At 65.1% G+C, this 20,120-nt stretch carries 19 protein-coding genes; 9 read left to right on the plus strand and 10 right to left on the minus strand.

What is annotated here, in order from left to right; all coding sequences use genetic code 11:
• Nucleotides 1-73 precede the first annotated feature (73 nt).
• From FJ414_RS06070 to FJ414_RS06080, 3 genes are all read left to right on the plus strand, one after another.
• Entirely contained in the window at nt 74-898 is an 825-nt protein-coding gene (locus FJ414_RS06070; protein ID WP_140642359.1) for a MurR/RpiR family transcriptional regulator, read from the plus strand.
• A 215-nt stretch (nt 899-1,113) separates the two neighbouring features.
• Complete coding sequence (locus FJ414_RS06075; RefSeq protein ID WP_140642361.1) at nt 1,114-2,268, plus strand: efflux RND transporter periplasmic adaptor subunit; 1,155 nt, start codon at nt 1,114-1,116, stop codon at nt 2,266-2,268.
• Entirely contained in the window at nt 2,265-5,396 is a 3,132-nt protein-coding gene (locus FJ414_RS06080; RefSeq protein WP_140642363.1) for an efflux RND transporter permease subunit, read from the plus strand. Before FJ414_RS06075 ends, FJ414_RS06080 begins: the two co-directional genes overlap by 4 nt.
• Nucleotide 5,397: 1 nt before the next feature.
• On the opposite strand, the gene FJ414_RS06085 is transcribed toward FJ414_RS06080, so the two are convergent.
• The 6 genes from FJ414_RS06085 to FJ414_RS06110 form a co-directional block, all read right to left on the minus strand.
• Complete coding sequence (locus FJ414_RS06085) at nt 5,398-5,805, minus strand: GtrA family protein (RefSeq protein WP_140642365.1); 408 nt, start codon at nt 5,803-5,805, stop codon at nt 5,398-5,400.
• Nucleotides 5,802-6,623 (minus strand): ChbG/HpnK family deacetylase, encoded by an 822-nt coding sequence (locus FJ414_RS06090; RefSeq protein ID WP_140642367.1) that lies wholly within the window; start codon nt 6,621-6,623, stop codon nt 5,802-5,804. The genes FJ414_RS06085 and FJ414_RS06090 overlap by 4 nt, the downstream gene beginning before the upstream one ends.
• Nucleotides 6,620-7,588, minus strand: a complete 969-nt coding sequence (locus FJ414_RS06095; protein WP_140642370.1) for a glycosyltransferase family 2 protein — start codon at nt 7,586-7,588, stop codon at nt 6,620-6,622. The genes FJ414_RS06090 and FJ414_RS06095 overlap by 4 nt, the downstream gene beginning before the upstream one ends.
• Nucleotides 7,581-8,747 carry a glycosyltransferase 87 family protein gene (locus FJ414_RS06100; RefSeq protein ID WP_140642372.1) on the minus strand — a complete coding sequence of 389 codons (1,167 nt, stop codon included), beginning with the start codon at nt 8,745-8,747 and terminating at the stop codon, nt 7,581-7,583. The genes FJ414_RS06095 and FJ414_RS06100 overlap by 8 nt, the downstream gene beginning before the upstream one ends.
• Nucleotides 8,748-8,975: 228 nt before the next feature.
• Nucleotides 8,976-10,013 (minus strand): zinc-binding dehydrogenase, encoded by a 1,038-nt coding sequence (locus FJ414_RS06105; protein WP_140642375.1) that lies wholly within the window; start codon nt 10,011-10,013, stop codon nt 8,976-8,978.
• A gap of 5 nt (nt 10,014-10,018) precedes the next feature.
• Nucleotides 10,019-11,260 (minus strand): acyl-CoA dehydrogenase family protein, encoded by a 1,242-nt coding sequence (locus FJ414_RS06110; RefSeq protein WP_140642377.1) that lies wholly within the window; start codon nt 11,258-11,260, stop codon nt 10,019-10,021.
• Between the two features lie 120 nt (nt 11,261-11,380).
• Here FJ414_RS06110 and FJ414_RS06115 point away from each other — a divergent pair, with 120 nt between their 5' ends.
• From FJ414_RS06115 to FJ414_RS06140, 6 genes are all read left to right on the plus strand, one after another.
• On the plus strand, nt 11,381-12,196 hold the full coding sequence (locus FJ414_RS06115) for an SDR family oxidoreductase (protein ID WP_140642379.1): 816 nt from the start codon (nt 11,381-11,383) through the stop codon (nt 12,194-12,196).
• 46 nt (nt 12,197-12,242) lie between these two features.
• On the plus strand, nt 12,243-12,728 hold the full coding sequence (locus FJ414_RS06120; RefSeq protein WP_281405136.1) for a MaoC family dehydratase: 486 nt from the start codon (nt 12,243-12,245) through the stop codon (nt 12,726-12,728).
• Entirely contained in the window at nt 12,725-13,762 is a 1,038-nt protein-coding gene (locus FJ414_RS06125; protein ID WP_140642383.1) for a phosphotransferase family protein, read from the plus strand. Before FJ414_RS06120 ends, FJ414_RS06125 begins: the two co-directional genes overlap by 4 nt.
• Before the next feature lie 17 nt (nt 13,763-13,779).
• Nucleotides 13,780-14,556: an SDR family oxidoreductase gene (locus FJ414_RS06130; protein ID WP_140642385.1), complete on the plus strand. Its 777-nt coding sequence runs from the start codon at nt 13,780-13,782 to the stop codon at nt 14,554-14,556.
• Nucleotides 14,557-14,696: 140 nt separating this feature from the next.
• The gene (locus FJ414_RS06135; RefSeq protein WP_140642388.1) at nt 14,697-15,341 is read left to right on the plus strand and encodes a TetR/AcrR family transcriptional regulator; all 645 of its coding nucleotides are present in this window, start codon (nt 14,697-14,699) and stop codon (nt 15,339-15,341) included.
• Between the two features lie 167 nt (nt 15,342-15,508).
• Nucleotides 15,509-15,739, plus strand: a complete 231-nt coding sequence (locus FJ414_RS06140; protein WP_140642390.1) for a DUF680 domain-containing protein — start codon at nt 15,509-15,511, stop codon at nt 15,737-15,739.
• A gap of 103 nt (nt 15,740-15,842) precedes the next feature.
• Here FJ414_RS06140 and FJ414_RS06145 read toward each other — a convergent pair whose 3' ends face one another.
• The 4 genes from FJ414_RS06145 to FJ414_RS06160 all read right to left on the minus strand — a co-directional run bounded on the left by FJ414_RS06145 (nt 15,843) and on the right by FJ414_RS06160 (nt 20,116).
• Entirely contained in the window at nt 15,843-16,067 is a 225-nt protein-coding gene (locus tag FJ414_RS06145; RefSeq protein ID WP_140642392.1) for a hypothetical protein, read from the minus strand.
• 185 nt (nt 16,068-16,252) lie between these two features.
• Nucleotides 16,253-16,837: a sarcosine oxidase subunit gamma gene (locus FJ414_RS06150; protein ID WP_140642394.1), complete on the minus strand. Its 585-nt coding sequence runs from the start codon at nt 16,835-16,837 to the stop codon at nt 16,253-16,255.
• Nucleotides 16,830-19,823: a sarcosine oxidase subunit alpha gene (locus FJ414_RS06155; RefSeq protein WP_140642396.1), complete on the minus strand. Its 2,994-nt coding sequence runs from the start codon at nt 19,821-19,823 to the stop codon at nt 16,830-16,832. The genes FJ414_RS06150 and FJ414_RS06155 overlap by 8 nt, the downstream gene beginning before the upstream one ends.
• Complete coding sequence (locus FJ414_RS06160) at nt 19,820-20,116, minus strand: sarcosine oxidase subunit delta (RefSeq protein WP_140642398.1); 297 nt, start codon at nt 20,114-20,116, stop codon at nt 19,820-19,822. The genes FJ414_RS06155 and FJ414_RS06160 overlap by 4 nt, the downstream gene beginning before the upstream one ends.
• Nucleotides 20,117-20,120: the final 4 nt, after the last annotated feature.

Genomic DNA, 20,120 nt, shown 5'->3' on the forward strand with positions numbered 1-20,120 from the left:
ATACAGTTTGACCGGCTTTGTCAAACGCGAATTCGGGAAAACGGCGGCGGGCGGCCAACAGGCGGGGGAAAACATGATTTCCAGCATTGCCGAACTGATCTCGGACCGCATCGGGACGATGCCGGCCGGCGAGCGCCGCGCGGCCCAGACGCTGATTGCCAACTATCCTTTGACCGGGCTGAAGACGGTCGCCGAATTCTCGGCCGCGGCCGGCGTGTCCTCGCCGACGATCTTGCGCTTCGTCGCCAGGCTCGGCTTCCAGAACTATCCTGAATTCCAGTCGGCGCTGCAGGATGAGTTGGCGGCGCAATTGCAGTCGCCCGCTTCGCGCACGCTCGATCCAAGCTCGGCCGGCGGCGCCGTCTCGCCGATGCTCGAGGCGACGCTCGACAACATGCGCGAGACCTTCCGGCACCTCACCGACAAACAGCTTGCCGACATAGCCGCACGGCTTGCCGAGCGGCGCGGCAAGACCTTCCTCATCGGCGGTCGCTTCACCGATCCGCTGGCCCGCTACATGGCCGCCCATCTCGCCATCATCCAGCCCGATGTCTATCACCTCGCCGGCCAGGAGAGCATCTGGCGTGACCGCCTGATCGACATGGGCAAGCGTGACGTTCTGGTGATCTTCGACATCCGCCGCTACCAGGAAAGTCTCGTCCGCTTCGCCGAGAAGGCGCATCACCGCGGCGTGCAGATCATTCTCTTTACCGACCAGTGGCTTTCGCCGATCGCCCGCTTCGCCCGCCACGTGATCGCCGGGCGCACCGCCGTGCCTTCGGCCTGGGATTCCTCCGCCGCCTTGTTCGTGGTCGCCGAAACCCTTATCGGCGCCGTGACCAGGCAATTGGAAGCGGCCGGCGCCAAGCGCATCCGCGATCTTGAAAGCCTCCGCTAGCGAGGCGGAAGCCGGCGGCGAAATGCAGCAAACGCAAGAGTCCGAACGGCGTCCGGACCTCACGTTACCGAGATTTAATGTGCACGATTGCGTGATAATTGCCATAAACCGCTGATATCGGGGTGTGGCGTGGCCGGTTTTCGCCCTCAGCCCGTACCGTCGAAGTGCCTGCTTCCGCTGGAATCCGGCAGACGAGTCCTGCCGCTGGAGTGTCGATGTCGAGCTGGAAACAGATTGTTGCAGCATTTGTGATTCTGGTCGCCGCCGTGGCCGCCTGGGCACGCTTTTATCCCGGCGCGCCTCAGATACTGGCGCGTTGGGGAATGGATTGGGCCATCGCCGCGACACCTCCCGCGACGGAAAGCGCCGCCGGCACCGGCCAGTCCGGACGCAACCGCGCCGGTCAGATCGTCACCATCGTCGCTTCGCCTGCCGGCACCGCCACCATCAACGACAGGCTGCAGGCGATCGGCACCGGCCGTGCCAACGCGACCGTCACCGTCAATCCATACTCGTCCGGGCGCCTCACCGAACTGCTGGTCCAGTCCGGCACGCATGTCGAAAAGGGCGATGTCATCGCCAGGCTCGATTCCGAGACGGAAGTGATCGCGCGCGACCGCGCCAAGGTGGCGATCGAGGATGCACAGTCCAAGCTCGACCGGGTAAAATCGCTCAGGGCGTCCAATGCGGCCACGCCTGTTGCCGTCGCCGACGCCCAGGTGACGCTCGCCAACGCCAGGCTGGCGCTGCGCGATGCCGAGCTCGCGCTCGAGCGCCGCTCGATCGTGGCGCCGATCGAAGGCACCGTCGGCATCCTACCGATCGCCGCCGGCAACTATGTCACCAATCAATCGGCGATCGCCACGCTGGACGACCGCTCCAGCATCCTGGTCGATTTCTGGGTACCGGAACGCTTCGCCGCCGCGGTCAAGGTTGGCGCTCAGCTGTCGGCCACGCCTCTGGCCAACCCCAACCAGGTCTATACCGGCACCGTCTCGGCCATCGATAACCATATCGACGAGAACAGCCGCACGCTGCTCGTGAAAGCGACGATCGCCAACCCAGCCGATTCGCTGCGCGCCGGCATGTCCTTCCAGATCGGCATGCGGTTCCCCGGCGATACCTATCCGGCAGTCAGCCCGCTCGCCATCCAGTGGGGGACCGACGGCGCCTATATCTGGGCCGTCGACAACGGCAAGGCCAAGCGCGTTCCGGTGCGCATCATCCAGCGCAACACCGAGACCGTGCTGATCGATGCTTCGGTCGTGAGCGGCGACATGGTGGTGACCGAAGGCACGCAGAGCGTCAGCGAAGGCGGCGATGTCCGCATCGCCGGCGAGGATCGCGCCGCCGGGACCGAGGGCTCATGAGCGGCGCCGGCGACGCCGCCGCGGGATCTGGCCTGACGGCGCTTTTCATCCGCAGGCCGGTCATGGCCTTCGTGCTCAACACGCTGATCGCGGTTGCCGGGCTTGCCGCCTTCTGGGGCGTCGAGATCCGCGAGTTGCCGGATGTCGACCGCCCCGTCATCACCGTCAACACCACCTTCGAGGGCGCGGCCGCCGAAACCGTCGACCGTGAGCTGACCGACGCGATCGAAGGCGCCGTCGCGCGCGTTTCGGGCGTCAAGTCGATCTCGTCCACCTCCTCCTTCGGCCAAAGCCGCGTCACCATCGAATTCAACGACGGCGTCGACCTCAACGTCGCGGCCTCCGACGTGCGCGATTCCGTCAGCCGGATCACCAATCAGTTGCCCGAGACTGCCGACGCGCCGCGCATCGTCAAGGCCGACGCGAATTCGGACCCGGTGATGCGGCTGGCCGTCACCTCCGACACCATGTCGGTGCAGGACATGACGGTGTTCGTGCAGGACCGCATCGAGGACGAGCTCGCCGCGGTGCCGGGTGTCGCCGACGTCCAGGTCTCCGGCGACCGCGACAAGATCTTCCGCATCGACGTCGACCAGAACAAGCTGGCGAGCCTGGGCTTCACCGTCGCCGACCTTCGAAAGGCTCTTGCCTCGGTCGCCTTCGATTCCCCGGCCGGCTCGATCACCACGACCAATCAGGACCTCATCGTTCGCACGACCGCCGACGTGACCACGCCGGAGGAGTTCGAGAACATCGTCATCGGCGGCGCGACCCGTATCCGCGACGTCGCCACCGTGACGCTCGGGCCCGATATCGGCCAGACCTCGCTGCGCTCCGACGGCAAGACCGGTATCGGCCTCGGCATCATACGCCAGGCGGAATCGAACACGCTCGACATCTCGACCGGCGTGAGGGCCGCCGTCGCCAAGCTGCAAGAGACGTTGCCCGCCGGCATGTCCATCAAGGTGACCAGCGACGACGCCGTCTTCGTCAATGGCGCCGTGCACGAAGTCGAGATCGCGCTGGCGCTGTCGGTCTCGATCGTGCTCGTCGTCATCTACGCTTTCCTGCTCGACTGGCGCGCCACGCTGATCCCCGGCCTGGCGATGCCGGTCGCCATGATCGGCACCATCGCCGCGATCTATCTCGCCGGCTTCTCAGTCAACATCCTGACGCTGCTGGCGCTGGTGCTGGCGACCGGCCTTGTCGTTGACGACGCCATCGTCGTGCTCGAAAACATCGTGCGCCGCCGCAACGAAGGCATGGGGCCCCGCGCGGCGGCGGTGCTTGGCACGCAGGAAGTGTTCTTCGCCGTCGTCGCCACAACGCTGACGCTGGTCGCCGTCTTCGTGCCGATCTCCTTCCTGCCGGGGCAGACCGGCGGCCTGTTCCGCGAATTCGGTTTCGTGCTGGCAATGTCGGTGCTGCTCTCCTGCGTGGTCGCGCTGACGCTCTGCCCCATGCTTGCCTCGCGCATGCTGACCAGCGCATCGCTTCACCATGAAGGCGGTACCGGCATCGGCGCGCGCATCGGCGGCGCCTTGCACGGGCTCTACAAGCATTGCCTGCGTCTTTGCCTCGACGCGCCCTGGATCGTTGTCCTGGCCGCGCTCATTTTCGCCGGCACCGCCTTTACGCTGTTCGGCACCATCCGCCAGGAACTGACGCCGACGGAAGATCGTGCCGTGGTGCTGTTGCGCATCAGCGCGCCGCAGGGCGTCAGCCTCGACTACACGACCGAGCAGATGCGCAAGATCGAGCGGCTGATCCAGCCGCTGCGCGATTCCGGCGAGATCCGCTCAACCTTCGAAAACGCCGGCAACAACGGCTCCTACAATTCGGGCTTCATGGTGATGACGCTGGCGCCCTGGGACGAGCGCAGCCGCAGCCAGCAGGAGATCATAGCCGACATCAGCCGCCTGACCAGGCAGGTGCCGAGCGTGCGCGTCTTTCCGGTGCAGCCGAACAGCCTCGGCATTCGCGGCGCCGGCAACGGCCTGCAATTCGCGCTGGTCGGCAACGACCGCAAGGCGCTGAGCGAGGCGGCGGTGAAGATCGTCGACGAGATGCGTCAGGACCCGCGCTTCCAGACGCCGCGCCTCTCCGTCGACCCGACGCAGCCGCAGCTTGCCGTGGCCATCGATCGCGAACGCGCCTCCGATCTCGGCATCGACATCACCGGGCTGGCCGACACGCTGCAGGCCATGCTCGACGGCAACGATGTTGTCGACGTCTACATCGCCGACCGCAGCTATGGCGTGAAGCTGGTCTCGACCACCAACCCGATCAACGACCCGACCGACCTGGAAAACATCTTCCTGAAGACGTCCGATGGCCGTTTCGTGCCGATGTCGACCATCGCCACGCTGACCGAGCGCGCCGTGCCGCCGTCGCTGACGCGCGAGCAGCAGCAGCCCTCGGTCGCGATCACCGCCAATCTCGGCAGCGGCTTCGCGCTCGGCGAGGCGCTGACCCGCGCCGATCAGATCGCGGCGCCGCTGCTGCCACCCGGCGCGCGCATCCTGCCGCTCGCCGAAGCCGCGACACTCGGCGAGAGCAACAACGCCATGATTGCCGTCTTCAGCTTCGCCCTGGTCATCATCCTGCTGGTGCTGGCCGCGCAGTTCGAAAGCTTCGTCAGCGCCCTCATCATCATGGCGACGGTGCCGCTCGGGCTCGCCTGCGCCATTTTCGCGCTGCTCCTGTCGGGCACCAGCCTCAATGCCTACAGCCAGATCGGACTGGTGCTTCTGGTCGGCGTCATGGCCAAGAACGGCATCTTGATCGTCGAGTTCGCCAACCAGCTGCGCGACCGCGGGCTCGGCGTGCGCGAGGCGATCGAACAGGCTTCGACCATCCGGCTGCGCCCGGTGATGATGACCATGATCTGCACCGTGCTCGGCGGCGTGCCGCTGGTGCTCGCCGCCGGCGCCGGCGCCGAGGCGCGCGTGGCGCTGGGCTGGGTCATCGTCGGCGGCCTTGGGCTCGCCACTGTCTCGACCCTGTTCCTCACCCCTGTCGCCTACTTGCTGCTTGGCCGCTTCGTCACACCCAAGGCGCATGAGGAAGCGAGGCTGAAGCGCGAGCTCGAGGAAGCCGTGTATGTCGACGCGGAGCCGGCCGAGTAGACTATCTCAACAGCCGACCCTCGATCGACCAGCGTGCCGCCAGGAAGTTCAGCACAGCGGCCACCACGACACCGATGATCTTGGCCGGCCACACGCCGATGGCCCCCGCGAGGGCGGCGATCGACAGGCTGGAAACGCCAAGCGAAATCAACGCGCCCAGCGAGACGAAGCGCAGGAAGGACTGGCGGAGCCGGATGCCCGGGTCGCGCTCGAACGACCAGAAGCCGTTCGCCGCGAAGGAGAAAAGGACCGCGACGAACCAGGCGCCGACATTGGCGGCCAGGGCCGGTATCGCGAGCTTGAGCAGCAGGAAGAATGCGGCGAGGTCGATGCCGCTGTTGACCAGCCCGACCAAGGCGAAACGAACGATCTTGTTGCCGGTCGAACGCTGCGGCTGGCCGGCGCTCATGTTTTGCCGTCCATGACGCGCATTCCGGCCCGTTCGAGGCTGGCGCCGAAATCCTCGGAACTCAGAACCGTGAACTCAGCCTCACGTGCGCCCTGCATCGGGTCTCGCGCCCGTAAAATGTCATCGACTTGACCCGGATGGCACATGAACACCCCTTGTTCGGGCAAGGTGTCGACCGCGGCGCGCAGCGTCGGAGCGAATTTTTGCGGCTGCCGCCAGTCATAGATGCCGCAGAGCGGCGTCATCACGCTGAAGCCGGCCCGCTGCATCGACCTGTTGAACCCCACGGCCAGCGTCGCGATCGCCGCGATCTTGGCCGCCGCCGCGTCCAGGCCGGGAAGTCCCGGCGCGCCTCGCAGCGCCGGCCTGCGCGCACTCTCCCCAAACCGGGCGAGCAGCCAATTCCGTACCACGGGAAGAAAATGCACGTGCTGGTGCCCGTCGATGTGATCGGGCGGGCCAACCAGCGCTTCGGTGAAGCGGTCGTACTGGGCGTCGAGCTCGGCATGAACGTCCCGCTCGTCGATACGCTCACGCCGCACCGGCAGCGCAAGAGAGGCAAGCCCGGGCAACTTGCCGTCCGGCGCCAGGCTGGACGATCCGGTCACGGCTATCTGATCGGTCAGGGTCAGGTGCAGCCCGACGGCCGCGCGTTGACGGAACGGCCTGATGCGCGCCGCCGCCTCTTCCCATTCGGGAAAGCCGGTCATGCAACTGGTCCCGGTCAGGCGGCCGCGCTCGATGAGGTCGAGGATCGCACCCGATACCCCCGGCGCCAGCCCGTAGTCGTCGGCGATCAGGCGGATCGACCTGGTCATCTCTCGGAAGCAACCTGCTCGGCGGCATTGCCATGCAACACGTCGCGCACGATGTAGACGGGCCGGTCCTTGCTTTCGCTGAGCGTGACCCAGACATACTCGCCGATCAGGCCGAGCAGCGCCAGGTTGAGGCCTCCAAAAAGCACGACGGCGACCATGATGCTGGGGTAGCCTGGCACGGCGATGCCGTAGAACAGCACCTCGAAGAGCACCTTCACGCCATAGGCGAGTCCTGCGAATGCCGCGAGCAATCCGATGAGGCTGATGACGCGCAGCGGGATCACGGAAAACGAGGTGAACCCTTCAAGCGAGAACGCGATCAGGTTGAACCTGGTCCATTTCGACGTGCCGCCGGAGCGGTTTTCCGGCGAGTAAAGCACCGCCTTCTGGCGGAAGCCGGCCCAGGCGAACAGGCCCTTGTTGAAACGCCGCTTGTCGCGCACGCTGGTCAAGGCACGTGCCACCGCGCCGCGCATGACGCGGAAGTCTCCGGCATTCTCGGGAATATCGAAGCGCTGGCTGCTGTTGATCAGCCTGTAGAAGAGCCGCGCCAGTTGGCTGCGCCGCCAGCTCCCCTCGCGCCGGTCGTTCTGGGCGTAGACGACATCGATTTCGGGATTCTCGACCAGCTCGCCGATCATCCTCAGGCTGATATCCATGGAATGCTGGAGGTCGGAGTCCATGATCAGGACCATGTCGCCGCGGGAATGATCGAGGCCGGCGAGCACCGCCGCTTCCTTACCGAAATTGCGGCTGAGCCGCACGATTTCCCACGAGCCCGACAACGCCGCGGCGAATGTCTCGGCGCTGCCGTCGCGGCTGCCATCGTCGACGAGTATCTTGCGGACGGTCATGCCGAAGCGCTCCGCCACGGCCACTTCCAGCCTGTCGAGCAACCCAACAAAGGCGATCGCGGATTCGGCCTCGTTGAAGAACGGCGCGATGACGTCGAGCATCTCAGCCATGCGCGACGGCTCCGGGGGTCGGCACTTTGTCCCCGCCTCGCCCCCAGAACCAGGCGACAAGCATGCAGGCGACTATGCTGGTGCTGATTGGCCACAGCCACAAGTGGAAAAGATCGTGCAGCCGGAGAGCGACACTGGTCAGTCCGGTAACGAAGAGGAGTATCGCCGGCAACCAGCGCATGGCCGCGTTTTCCTTCTTCCGCCACACCAGGGCGATGGAAAGGCCGGCTGGCACCGCCACCATGGCATAGGTGTTCTGCTCGACCCGCGGATTGAAGACGCACATGTAGAAGGCCGCAATGAGGAAGATGGCCAGTCCGCCGATGTTGGAGTCCAGCCTGCGGTCCAACTGGAGCACCGCCCAAAGCGCAAGCAACCCCACGACGACGCGCACGATCGTCGCCTCGGCTTCGGACAGCGGCATCCCAAACCGCGTGAAAGGCGCTGTGAAGTCGGCCGGAGTGAAGGGGCCGGTTGGGTCGACCGTCATCGACGTCAGCATGCGGAAGAAATCGTGGTACTGGGCGTTGATGTAGTCCGCGGGCGCAAAACCATAGGGGATGGCGAGCACGACGAGCACCGCCAGCACCAGCACCGGTATCAGCCGGGGACGCAGCGCTCCCACCAGAAGCAGCATGATGATCGCCGTGGGCTTGGCTATGACCGCAAGCGTGGCCCAGAAGAAGCTTTCAGCCCGGCGCCCCTCGAGCGCCGAGAGCGTGAGAAACCAGCACGCTCCGGTGAGCAGGATCGTCGCCTGGCCGTTGCGAAGCGCCGCCAGCGCCATCGGCAAGGCAAGGAACAGGCCGAAGGACAGCAGCCATGTCTGCTCCTGGCCGTCGATCTTGCGCACCTGACGCATTGCGGCGAAAGTCAGCGCGCCGAAGCCCAGCACGTGCCACAAAACGCTGCCCAGATGCGGCCCGAGCTTCACCAGGGGAACGTAAAGGGCGGCGAAGGCGGGCGCGTAGAGATACCCCATCGCGGCCTGGACGTGATATAGCGGTTCACGGCTCAGGAAAGCTTCGCTGCCATGTCTGTAGATATAGACCACCGAACGCGTATCGGGCGACCATAGCGCCAGGCCAAGCACAATCAGAAACGACCCGACCCACAGCCAAAACCCCAAACGGTCGAAAACCGGCTTGGTTACCGTCATAGCGCACCCCGCGTTCCGACCAGAATGGCGTTCCCATCGCCGCCTGGCCTTCAGCGCCGGCGAGATATCACATCGAAATGAAATAGAACATACGAGCGTGACTGTTACCGGCGCGGGGGCAAACGACGGCGCAACAGCGGCGTTTTTCCGCCGCCACCTTGTCGATCACAGATTTGTGTTCAAGGCGTCGGCCGTGGTCTGAACAGCTGCGATCGGCGCCCGGGGAGCTTACGGTTTGATGAACACCTTTCCGTTGGGCCCAGCGAGCTCGGCCGGCAGCCGCGCCATCGCCTCGTCCAGCGGCACCACTGCCGCGACGTCGGTCGACCAGCGTCCGTCGGAAAAGCGCTTCTGCGCTTCCAGCACCGCCGGGCCCAGCCTGTCGCGGAACTGGCGCATCCATTCGGCCAGCCAGAAACCTTCGACACGCTTGTGCTGGAAGATCAGTTGGCCGGGCTCGCGGATCACCGTCGGCTCGGCGTCGAGCCGGCCATAGACGATCCAGCGCGCGCGTTTCGGCATGGCGTTGAAAATGGTGGAAGCCAGCGGGCCGGTGACGGCGTCGAGGAAGATGCGCGGCTGCTCGGCCTTCATCACCTCGCGCAGCGCCGCCTCGAAATCCGCCGCCTTCTCGTTGAGCACATGGGCGGCGCCGAGCTCTTTCAAAAGCGGCATCTGCTCGTCGCGACGCACCGTGACGATCGGCCGGAAACCCGCCTCCTTCGCCAGCCCGATGATCAGCTTGCAGAGCTGGCTGGCGCCAGCGCTCATGACGAAGGCCTTTTCGCCCTCTTGCTTGACGATGTCGAACATGGCCAAGGCCGTCAGCGGATTGACGATCATCGCGGCGCCGTCCTCGTCGCGCACCGTGTCGAGGAGCGGAATGCATGACGCGGCCTCGGCAACCGCATAATCCGCCCACGCCCCCCAATTGGACACGCCGGTGGCAAAGGCGACGCGTTTCCCTGCGAGGCTCCTTGCATAGGGATCATCGCCCGTGGCGACGACAATGCCGACGCCCTCGAAACCCGCCGGACGGCCCTTGACCCGCGGCTGTCCGTACTGGCCCTTGATGAAGGCGATGTCGGACGGGTTGATCGAGGCGAGGCTGACCTTGATCAGCGCCTGTGTCGGCCCTGGCACCGGCACGGCTATGCGGCCGGGCTGGAGGTAAGGCTCCATCGCTTCGAGCGCAGCCGGCGAAGGCGTCCTGGTGTAACCGTCGCCGACAACCAGCAAGCCCCGCATTTGCGATGGAAGCGTCATGATCGTCAGACCTTCTCCTGCGTGTATTTCCTGAGTTCCGTGCGCGCCACCTGCCGCCGGTGCACCGCGTCCGGCCCGTCGGCCAGCCGCAGCGTCCTCAGATGCGTCCATGAGCGGGCGAGCGGGGTATCCTGGCTGATGCCTTGCGCGCCGAACATCTGCACCGCCTCGTCCGTGACTTTCAGCGCGACGCGCGGCGCCACCACCTTGATCTGGCTGATCCAGGGCGCGGCGGCGCGCGCGTCGCCCTGGTCGATCATCCAGGCGGCCTTGAGGCAGAGCAGCCGCGCCATCTCGATCTCCATCCGGCATTCGGCGATGATGTCGAAATTCGCGCCGAGCTTGGCCAGCGACTGACCGAAGGCCTCGCGCCGCACCGAGCGCTGGCACAGCATCTCCAGCGCCATCTCGGCCTGGCCGATGGCGCGCATGCAGTGATGGATGCGGCCAGGCCCCAGCCGCCCCTGCGCGATCTCGAAACCCCTGCCCTCGCCGAGGATCAGGTTCGCCGCCGGCACCCGCACATTCTCGAATCTCAGATGCATATGGCCGTGCGGGGCGTCATCGTCGCCATAGACCTGCATGGGCCGCAGCCTGGTGATGCCCTTGCTGTCGGAAGGCACCAGGATCATCGAATGCCGGCGATGCTGCGGCTCTTCGTCCGATCCGGTCCTGACCATGACGATATAGATGGCGCAGCGCGGATCGCCCGCGCCGGAAGCCCACCATTTCTCGCCGTTCAGCACATAGTCGTCGCCCTGCCGCTCGCAGCGCATCGAAATGTTGGTCGCGTCCGAAGAGGCGACGTCAGGCTCGGTCATCAGATAGGCCGAACGAATCTTGCCCTCGAGCAGCGGCTCCAGCCAGTCCCGCTTGTGCCCTTGCGAGCCGTAACGCTCCAGCACTTCCATGTTGCCGGTGTCGGGCGCCGAGCAGTTGAACGTCTCGGCGCCGAGATGCGCCTTGCCCATCTCCTCCGCCAGATAGGCGTATTCGACGGTGGAAAGGCCATAGCCGCGCTTGGAATCGGTCAGCCAGAAGTTCCACAGGCCGCGTTCGCGCGCAGTCTTCTTCAAGCCTTCGAGGATTTCCGTCTGCCTGGCCGTATAGGACCAGCGGTCGCCGCCCTTGCCGATCTCGGCGAGAAATTCTTCGCCGAGCGGCGCTATCTCGTCGCGCACCATCGCCGCCACGCGCTGGTGGATTGGCTTCAGCCGCTCGGTCATGCCGAGATTCATATCCGTCATCGCTTCCGGCCTTTCCGAAGATAAATCTTTACCCGTGGCAAGGATGACCGTACTTCGGCTAGCCTTGTCAACGCGAGTCCTTGGGCGAGTCCCCGGCTTGGCCGGATGCGGAGAAACACGATGAGCTATCTGGACAAGCTGTTCTCGGTCGCCGGCAAGACCGCGCTGGTGACGGGTGCTGCGACCGGCATCGGCCGCATGGTGGCGACCGGACTGGTACGCGCCGGCGCTCATGTGATGATCGTCTCGCGCAAGGGCGAGGATTGCGCCAAAGTCGCCAATGAATTGAACGCGCTCGGCGGCTCCGGCCATGCCGAGGGCTTTGCCGGCGACGTGTCCAGCGAAGCGGGCATCGCCGCTCTGGTCGCCGAGGTCAAGGCGCGCACGGAGCGCCTGCACATCCTGGTCAACAATGCCGGCATTTCCTGGGGTGCGCCGCTGCAGGATTTCCCCTACCACGCCTGGGCCAAGGTGTTCGGTGTCAACGTCACCGCCGTCTTTCACCTGACACGGGAGCTCTTGCCGTTGCTCGATGCCGCCGCGAGCGACGAGGATCCTGCCCGCGTCGTCAATCTCGGCTCGGTGATGGGCACCCAGCCGCTGGCCGACGACGCCTATTCCTACGCGGCATCGAAAGCGGCGGTGCATCATTTGACGCGCACGCTGGCGATCGAGTTCGCGGCCCGCCGCATCACCGTCAACGCCTTTGCGCCTGGTCCTTTCCAGAGCCGTATGACGGCGTTTGCCACCGCGACCGAGGAGCAGGCGAAACATGTTGGTAACCATGTTCCGCTCGGCCGCATCGGCGTGGCGGATGACATTGCCGGCGCAACGCTTTATTTGTGCAGCCGGGCCGGCAGCTATGTCACCGGCGCCATCCTGCCGATCGACGGCGGCCAGTCGGTGCAGCATGGAATGACTTTGTTCAAGGAATAAGGTGCCCGGTTCGAGGAATCGTAATCCGGGCGGGGGTGCGGAGGACATCAGCGTGGAACCGATCAGTCTCGATACGCTTGTGGCAAGCGTCGGCAAGGAGGTCGGCGTCTCGCCCTGGCGAACGGTGACGCAGCGCATGATCGACCAGTTCGCCGATGCGACCGACGACCACCAGTTCATCCATTGCGATCCGGAGCGCGCCGAACGCGAAACGCCCTTCGGCGGCACCATCGCTCATGGTTTCCTGTCGCTGTCGCTTCTGTCGGCAATGACCTTCGAGACGATGCCGCCGCTGGAAAACACCAAGATGGGCGTCAACCACGGCTTCGACACGCTGCGGTTCCTGGCGCCGGTGAAGACGGGCTCGCGCATCCGCACCCGCTTCGTGCTGGCGGACGTCAAGGTGCGGCCGTCCGGCTGGGTGCAGACGGCGCATGATGTGACCATCGAGATCGAAGGCTCGAAGAAGCCGGCGCTGACGGCGCGTTGGCTGACCTTGACGCTGATCGAGCGCCAGCCCGAAAACGCATGAGCGACGAGGCCGGTGCCATAGACCAGGCGGCGCTTGCGCCCTATCTCGAGGCGCATATCCCGGGTTTTACCGGCCTGTCCGCGATTGAAAAATTCAAATCTGGACAATCCAATCCGACCTATCTTTTGACCGCCGCCAGCGGCCGCTATGTGCTGCGCGCCAAGCCGCCGGGACAATTGCTGAAATCCGCGCATCAGGTCGACCGCGAATTCCGGGTCATGCAGGCGCTTGCCGGCACGGCTGTGCCGGTCCCGCGCATGCTGCACCTGTCGGGTGAAACCTCCCCGATCGGCCGCATGTTCTATGTCATGGAATATCTCGACGGCCGCATCTTCTGGGATCCGTCATTGCCGGACTTTTCCGGCAATGACGAGCGCGCCGCGATCTACGACGCGATGAACGCGACGCTTGCCGCCCTGCACGATGTCGATGTCGGCGCCGTCGGCCTTGGCGATTTCGGCAAGCCCGGCAGCTATTTCGAGCGCCAGCTCGCGCGCTGGACCGGCCAGTACCGCGCCTCCGAAACCGAAACCATAGCCGATATCGACAGGCTGATTGCGTGGCTCGAAACCCATATACCGGCCGATGACGGCCGCGTTTCGCTTGTCCATGGCGACTACCGGCTGGACAACATGATGTTCGCGCTCGATGCGCCGAAAGTCATCGCGCTGCTCGACTGGGAGCTGTCGACGCTCGGCCACCCCTTCGCCGACCTCGCCTATCAATGCATGCAATGGCGCCTGCCGCATGCCTCGGGCTTTCGCGGCCTGGGCGGCGTCGACCGCGCCGCTGCCGGCCTGCCGTCCGAGGAGGCCTATGTCGCAGCCTATTGCAAACGGCGCGGCATCGGGAAGATCGACAACTGGACCTTCTTCCTCGCCTTCTCCTTCTTCCGGCTGGCGGCGATCTGCCAGGGCGTCTATCGCCGCGCGCTGGACGGCAATGCCTCCAATCCGGAAAAGGCAAAGACCTATGGGCAAGCGGTTAAGCTGATCGCGATACTCGCGGCGGAGCTGAGCGGCGGGAAGAACTGAAGAAAGGAAGCTGAGCGATGGGCCGTTTCGATGGGATGACGGTGCTGGTCACCGGCGCGACGGGCGGCCTTGGCAGCGGCGCGGCAAAGGCTTTCGCAGCGGAAGGCGCGCGGCTCGTGCTCTCCGATCTCGACGAGGCGGCGCTCGGCGACTTTGCGGCAACGCTCGACGCCGAGACCGCTCATCTTGCCGGCAACATCGCCGACGAAAAGCTCTCGGAGTATCTGGTGCAACTGGCCGTCGAGAAATTCGGCCGGCTCGACATCGCCGTCAACAATGCCGGCATCGTACACAACTTCGTGCGCCTGCCGCAGGTCACCTCGGAGGAAGCGCGCCGCGTGGTCGAGGTCGACCTGCTCGGCGTCTTCTATGCCATGAAGCACCAGATTCCTCAGTTGGAACGGCAGTTCAGGGAAAGCGGCAAGGGCGGCGTCATCGTCAACATCGCCTCGGTCGCCGGTCTATCGGGCGCGCCGAAACTTTCGGTCTATGCCGCCGCCAAGCATGGCGTCGTCGGGCTGACGCGCTCTGCCGCCGTGGAATATGCCAGCAAAGGGATACGCATCAACGCCGTCTGCCCGGCCCACACCCGCACGGCGATGGTCGACGGCTTCGTGCGTTTCAGCGGAGCGCCCGAAGCCGAAGCGCTTGCCGAACTCACGCGCGGCGTGCCGATGAAGCGTGTCGGCGAGATCGACGAGATCACCACCGGCGTCCTGTTCCTTGCCGACCCTGCCAACTCCTTCATGACCGGTCACGCGCTGGCGCTCGACGGCGGCATTGGCGCCATTTGAGCATGCCGGGAACGGCTTGCGTCCGCAATCGCGTTAACCGAAGAGCTTGAGCGGACGTTGCGGAACCGGAACGCTCTCTTGTCCGTTTCCGTACAGCGTATATAATTTCGTCAGGCAACCAACGACAAAGGCAGCGGACATTGACGCTGAGCGTTCAGAAACGCCGCGAAAAACAGAAGGCGGAGCTTCGCTCCGAACTGGTCGCGGCGGCTCATAGGCTCGTGCAGGAAGAGGGCTACGAGGGCCTCACCATCCGCAAGCTCGCCAAGCGCGTCGGCTACGCGCCGATGTCGGTCTATTCCTATTTCGCCGACAAGCAGGACATCCTGTTCGCGCTCGCCGAAGACGCCTTCGAGACGCTCGCGCGGCGCATCGAGGAGCATCCCGCAGACGATCCGGTCGAGGCGCTCAAGGCGGTGATGACCGAATACGCGGCCTTCGGGCTCGGCAATCCCAACGAATACCGCACCGTCTTCATGACCGAGAAGACCAAGCTGCCCGAAGGACGCAGCTACGAGGACATGGAAGAGGGCAATCCGGCCATGAAGGTGCTGATCAAACGCGTCGAGGCCTGCGTTGCCGCCGGCAGGCTTAAGGGCGACCCGCGCGCCATCGCGACCATGCTGTGGACCGTGGGCCACGGCACGATTTCGCTCTTGATCACCTTTCCCTTTTATCCGTTCGGCGACGCCCAGGCCTATGTGAAGCGCATGTGCGATTTCACGCTTGTGGGGTTGCAGGCGCAGGATATTCCGCCGCTGACCACAACGCCCGTCAACTGCTGATCTCTTTGATCGTCGGCTCGCATCGCTTCGCCTGATTTGCGGCGGCGAATTCCTGTGTTCAAAAAAATTTGTCGTACACGTACAGATTCCTCCTTGAATTCCGACTCTATTAACCGTATTTGTACGCCGTATCGTACGTGTACGACGAGATTGACTGGAGACGGAAAATGAAGAAGACCCTCCTTGCGCTCGCCACCGTGCTGGCTTTCTCGGGTGCTGCTTTCGCTGGCGCGAGCCAGCCGGCCAAGCATGCCCCCGCGGCTTGCGCTCAGACCAACGCCAGCGTGAAGCTCGACTGCACGTCGACCGGTTCGGTCGAAAAGGCGGACGCCAACAAGACGACGAAGAGCCCGCGGCTCGGCATCGATGTCAGCCCGTGGTTCGTGCCCGGCCTCTAAGTGCCGGCCGGCTTTTAAGATCTCAACATCGAAACGGGCGGCATCCGGCCGCCCGTTTCGTATCCACCTGTATGGCGCCAACTGAAACGGTCGGCGACAGCACCTATTTCTTGCGCGGCTTGCTCCCGGGTACCGTCTTGGCCTTGCCGGTTTTGGCGGGAGCGCCGGGAATGGTGGTGCTGGTGATCGACACCGGATCGCTGGCTGGGAATGTGTCCTCGAGGCCTTCCTCGAGTTCCTCGTCCTCGACCTGGCGATGCTTCTCACGCTCGAGCGAGCGGACGGCCGAAGTCTTCCTGGGCGATTTCGGCGCGGATTTGGATGGCATCGGCTTCTCCCTCGCTAAGCAGTTCCAGGAAAAGTGCGCAGCGGTTTTCCGTCCGGAACTGCGGCAGAGCAAACATTTAGAGCGGTGGGCGTCATAAAACACCCAGCCGCTCTTGCCGCAAGAACGGGCTGGATCGGCGATGGTTCCTGCCACGCCGCATCCCTTCGGATAGCGTGGCGCAAAGATCAGTTCGCCGCGTCGCTCGCCGCTTCCGACAGCAGAGTAAAGACATAGTCCGCGAAGGAACGCCAGCACTCCACACGGAACGCGTCGGCCGCGGTGCGCAACAGCACGATCTCGGATTTGCCGAGAATGGTGCGCGAGGCAGCGCCCACCGGGAAAGCCTCGAGCGACAGGTCCTGCGGACAGCCCGAATTGACCGTCATCGAGGCCGCTGGCCCGGTGACCGAGATTGCGACATTGCGGTGCGAGATGCCGACCGCCGAATGCAGCGCCGTCACCTTGGCGCAGTCGGCGAACGGATCGTTGCCCGCCTCGTCGATGATCAGCCATTCGTCCGGCCCGAGCCAGAGCGCCATGCGTCCGTCCTTGGTCGCCGAGGTCTTCGGCTTGGCCGGCAGCGTCACACCGAGCGCCTTGGAAAGTGCTGCGACCGAAGCCTGCGGCGCGCGCAGCGAGATGCGTTCGGCCGGCGGCAGCATCTCCACTTTTACGCCCGGCGCCGAGACTGTGCGGCCGGCGAGTGCCGGCCGGCGCTCGACGGAAGGCGCGGCAGCAGCGGCTTTTGTCTTGGCGGCGGCCTTAGCCATTGAGGCGTTCTCCCTTCTCGTCGACGAACACCATGCCGGTGACCTCCACCTCGACCGTGCCGTTCGGCATCGGCACGTAGAGCGTCTGCCCCATGCGGTCGCGACCGCCGGCGACCAGCGCCAGGGCGATCGAGCGGCCGCAATTCTCCGACCAATAGCTGGAGGTGACGTGGCCGATCATCTTCATCGGGATCGGCTGCTTCGGGTCGGCGACGATCTGCGCGCCCTCTTCCAGCACGACCTTCGGATCCTTGGTCTTCAGGCCCACGAGTTGCTTGCGGCCCTTGGCCACGAGGTCCGGCCGGGTCAGGCCGCGAATGCCGACGAAATCGGTCTTCTTCTTGCCGACCGCCCAGTCGAGCCCGGCATCGTTCGGCGTCACCGTGCCGTCCGTGTCCTGGCCGACGATGATATAGCCCTTCTCGGCGCGCAGCACGTGCATCGCTTCGGTGCCGTAAGCAGTCGCGCCATGTTTCTGGCCTTCGGCCCACAGCGCTTCCCAGACCGCCTCGCCGTAATCGGCCGGCACGTTAACCTCGAAGCCGCGCTCGCCGGTGAAGGACATGCGGAACAGCCTTGTCGGCACGCCGCAGATCTTGCCCTCGCGCACCGACATATGCGGCATCGCCTCGTCCGACATGTCGATGCCTTCAACCAGCGGCGCGATGATGTCACGCGACTTCGGCCCTTGGACGGCTATGACCGCCCACTGTTCGGTGATCGAGGTCAGCCAGACATTGAGATGCGGGAACTCGGTCTGGAGGTAATCCTCCATGTGGTTCATGACGCGCGGCGCGCCGCCGGTCGTCGTCGTCACATGGAAGCGGTCGGGCGCCAGCCTGCCGACGACGCCGTCATCATAGATGAAGCCGTCCTCGCGCAGCATGATGCCGTAGCGGCAGCGGCCGGTTTCCAGCTTCTCCCACGGGTTGGTGTAGAGCAGCTCCATGAACTTCGCCGCATCCGGCCCGACCACCTCGATCTTGCCAAGCGTCGAGGCGTCGAACAGGCCGCCCACTTTTCGCACCGTCACGCATTCCCGGTCGACGGCGGCGTGCATGTCCTCGCCGGGCTTGGGGAAATACCAGGCGCGCTTCCAGTGGCCGACATCCTCGAACACAGCACCTTGCGAGGCAGCCCAGCCATGCGTTGCCGTGCGGCGGGTCGGGTCGAACAGCGCGCCACGCGCATGACCGACGATCGAGCCGAACGTCACCGGCGTATAGGGCGCGCGGAACGTGGTGAGGCCGACCTGCGGGATCGGCTTGCCGAGTTCCTCGGCGGCGATCGCCAGGCCATGCATGTTGGACGTCTTGCCCTGGTCGGTCGCCATGCCGTTGGTGGTGAAGCGCTTGACGTGCTCGATCGAGTGCATGCCTTCATGCACCGCCTGGCGGATGTCCTTGGCGGTGACGTCGTTCTGGAAATCGACGAAGGCCTTGACCGTTGTGCCCGACCCGGCGCCGGGCCCGGCGCCCAGCATGCCGCGCGACCAGCTCTCGCCGACATCGACCTTCGGCTTGGCGCTCTTCCTGGCGCTGCCGCCGGCGTCCTTCGCCGCCTTGGCGCCGGCCGCATAGGCCTCGTCGACCGTCGCGTCCAGCCCGTCCGTGCCGTTGCAGGCACCGACCGAGACGCAGTCCTGCGCATAGGTGCCGGGCACGAAGCGCTTGGTCTCGTCGTTGAAGGCGACCTTGCCGCGCGACTGCGAGAACAGATGCACCGACGGCGTCCAGCCTGCCGACATCAGGATCGCGTCGACCGGGATCGTTCGTTCGCCGCCGCCATTCTTCGGCTGCACCGTCATCGAGGACACGCGCAATTTGCCGCCGGCGCTGACCACGGCGCGGCCGAAATTGATCTCAATGCCGAGCGCCCTCGCCTCGTCGATCACCGGGCCGGCGGGATTGTCGCGCAGGTCGACGATCGCCGCGACATTGACGCCCGCCTTCTTGAGGTCGATCGCGGCGGCGTAAGCGGAATCGTTCGCCGTATAGACGCCGACATTCCTGCCGACCGCGACGCCATAATGGTTGAGGTAGGTGCGCGCCGCCGAAGCCAGCATGACGCCCGGACGGTCGTTGTTGGCGAACACCATGTGGCGCTCGATGGCGCCGGTGGCGATGACGACGCGCTTGGTGCGGACCTGCCACAAGCGCTCGCGCGCCAGCTCGCGTCCAGGGCTCTTGAGATGGTCGCTGACCCGCTCGACCAGGCCGACGAAGTTCTGCGCGTAGTACCCAAAAGCAGTCGTGCGCGACAGCACGCGCACATTGTCCATCGCCTTGAGCCTGGCGATCGCGCCTTGAGCCCATGCATAGCCGTCCTGGCCGTCGATCCTGGCGCCGCTCTCGAAACGCAGGCTGCCGCCGAATTCGGCCTGCTCGTCGGCGAGGATCACCCGCACGCCCGTTTCGGCGGCGGCAAGGGCAGCTACAATGCCGGCGGCGCCGCCGCCCAGCACCAGCACCTCGCAATGCGCGTAGCGGGCGGCATAATGGTCCGGATCCGGCTTCTCGGGAGAAACACCAAGGCCGGCGGCAGCGCGGATCTTCGGCTCGTAGAGATCCTTCCAGGCCCACTTCGGCCACATGAAGGTCTTGTAGTAGAAGCCCGCCGAGAACATCGGCGAGGCGATGTCGTTGACGGCGCCGACGTCGAAGGCAAGCGACGGCCAGCGGTTCTGCGAATTGGCCGTCAGCCCGTCATAGAGCTCCTGCACGGTGGCGCGCACATTCGGCGTCTTGCGCGCATCGTCCCGCACGATCTGCACCAGCGCGTTGGGCTCTTCCGCGCCGGCCGAGAGGAAGCCGCGCGGCCGGTGATATTTGAACGAGCGCCCGACCAGATGCACGCCGTTGGCAAGCAGCGCCGAGGCCAGCGTATCGCCCTCGATGCCGGAATAGGCCTGGCCGTCGAAGCTGAACGATGCGGTCTTCGCCTGGCTGAGGCGACCGGCGCCGGAGATACGGAATGCGGCGCTCATTTCGTGGCTCCAGGCAGTTTCGCCGGCTTCGGTTCGCCGGCCTTGTAGGTCATGACGAACTTGTCGGTGACGGTGTCACGGACGGCGTTGAAGAAGCGCGCGCAGCCATGGATGTGCCGCCAGCGCTCATAGATGACGCCCTTCGGATTGGCGCGGATGAAGAAGAATTTCTCGAAATCGTCGTCGCTCTCGCTGGCAATGTTGGCTGAGCGCACGACATGCGCCTCGCCGGCATTGCGGAACTCGAGTTCCGGGCGCTCTTCCTCGCAATAGGGACAGCGGATGAGAAGCATCTGG

The sequence above is a fragment of the Mesorhizobium sp. B3-1-6 genome, assembly GCF_006439555.1.
Lineage (GTDB): Bacteria > Pseudomonadota > Alphaproteobacteria > Rhizobiales > Rhizobiaceae > Mesorhizobium.

Coding starts and splice junctions, on each gene's coding strand:
- FJ414_RS06125 (WP_140642383.1), top strand. CDS start 12,725: ATGAGCGACGAGGCCGGTGCCATAGACCAGGCGGCGCTTGCGCCCTAT.
- FJ414_RS06140 (WP_140642390.1), top strand. CDS start 15,509: ATGAAGAAGACCCTCCTTGCGCTCGCCACCGTGCTGGCTTTCTCGGGT.
- FJ414_RS06080 (WP_140642363.1), top strand. CDS start 2,265: ATGAGCGGCGCCGGCGACGCCGCCGCGGGATCTGGCCTGACGGCGCTT.
- FJ414_RS06070 (WP_140642359.1), top strand. CDS start 74: ATGATTTCCAGCATTGCCGAACTGATCTCGGACCGCATCGGGACGATG.
- FJ414_RS06115 (WP_140642379.1), top strand. CDS start 11,381: ATGAGCTATCTGGACAAGCTGTTCTCGGTCGCCGGCAAGACCGCGCTG.
- FJ414_RS06145 (WP_140642392.1), bottom strand. CDS start 16,067: ATGCCATCCAAATCCGCGCCGAAATCGCCCAGGAAGACTTCGGCCGTC.
- FJ414_RS06150 (WP_140642394.1), bottom strand. CDS start 16,837: ATGGCTAAGGCCGCCGCCAAGACAAAAGCCGCTGCTGCCGCGCCTTCC.
- FJ414_RS06155 (WP_140642396.1), bottom strand. CDS start 19,823: ATGAGCGCCGCATTCCGTATCTCCGGCGCCGGTCGCCTCAGCCAGGCG.
- FJ414_RS06105 (WP_140642375.1), bottom strand. CDS start 10,013: ATGACGCTTCCATCGCAAATGCGGGGCTTGCTGGTTGTCGGCGACGGT.
- FJ414_RS06130 (WP_140642385.1), top strand. CDS start 13,780: ATGGGCCGTTTCGATGGGATGACGGTGCTGGTCACCGGCGCGACGGGC.
- FJ414_RS06090 (WP_140642367.1), bottom strand. CDS start 6,623: ATGACCAGGTCGATCCGCCTGATCGCCGACGACTACGGGCTGGCGCCG.
- FJ414_RS06095 (WP_140642370.1), bottom strand. CDS start 7,588: ATGGCTGAGATGCTCGACGTCATCGCGCCGTTCTTCAACGAGGCCGAA.
- FJ414_RS06100 (WP_140642372.1), bottom strand. CDS start 8,747: ATGACGGTAACCAAGCCGGTTTTCGACCGTTTGGGGTTTTGGCTGTGG.
- FJ414_RS06160 (WP_140642398.1), bottom strand. CDS start 20,116: ATGCTTCTCATCCGCTGTCCCTATTGCGAGGAAGAGCGCCCGGAACTC.
- FJ414_RS06110 (WP_140642377.1), bottom strand. CDS start 11,260: ATGACGGATATGAATCTCGGCATGACCGAGCGGCTGAAGCCAATCCAC.
- FJ414_RS06075 (WP_140642361.1), top strand. CDS start 1,114: ATGTCGAGCTGGAAACAGATTGTTGCAGCATTTGTGATTCTGGTCGCC.
- FJ414_RS06085 (WP_140642365.1), bottom strand. CDS start 5,805: ATGAGCGCCGGCCAGCCGCAGCGTTCGACCGGCAACAAGATCGTTCGT.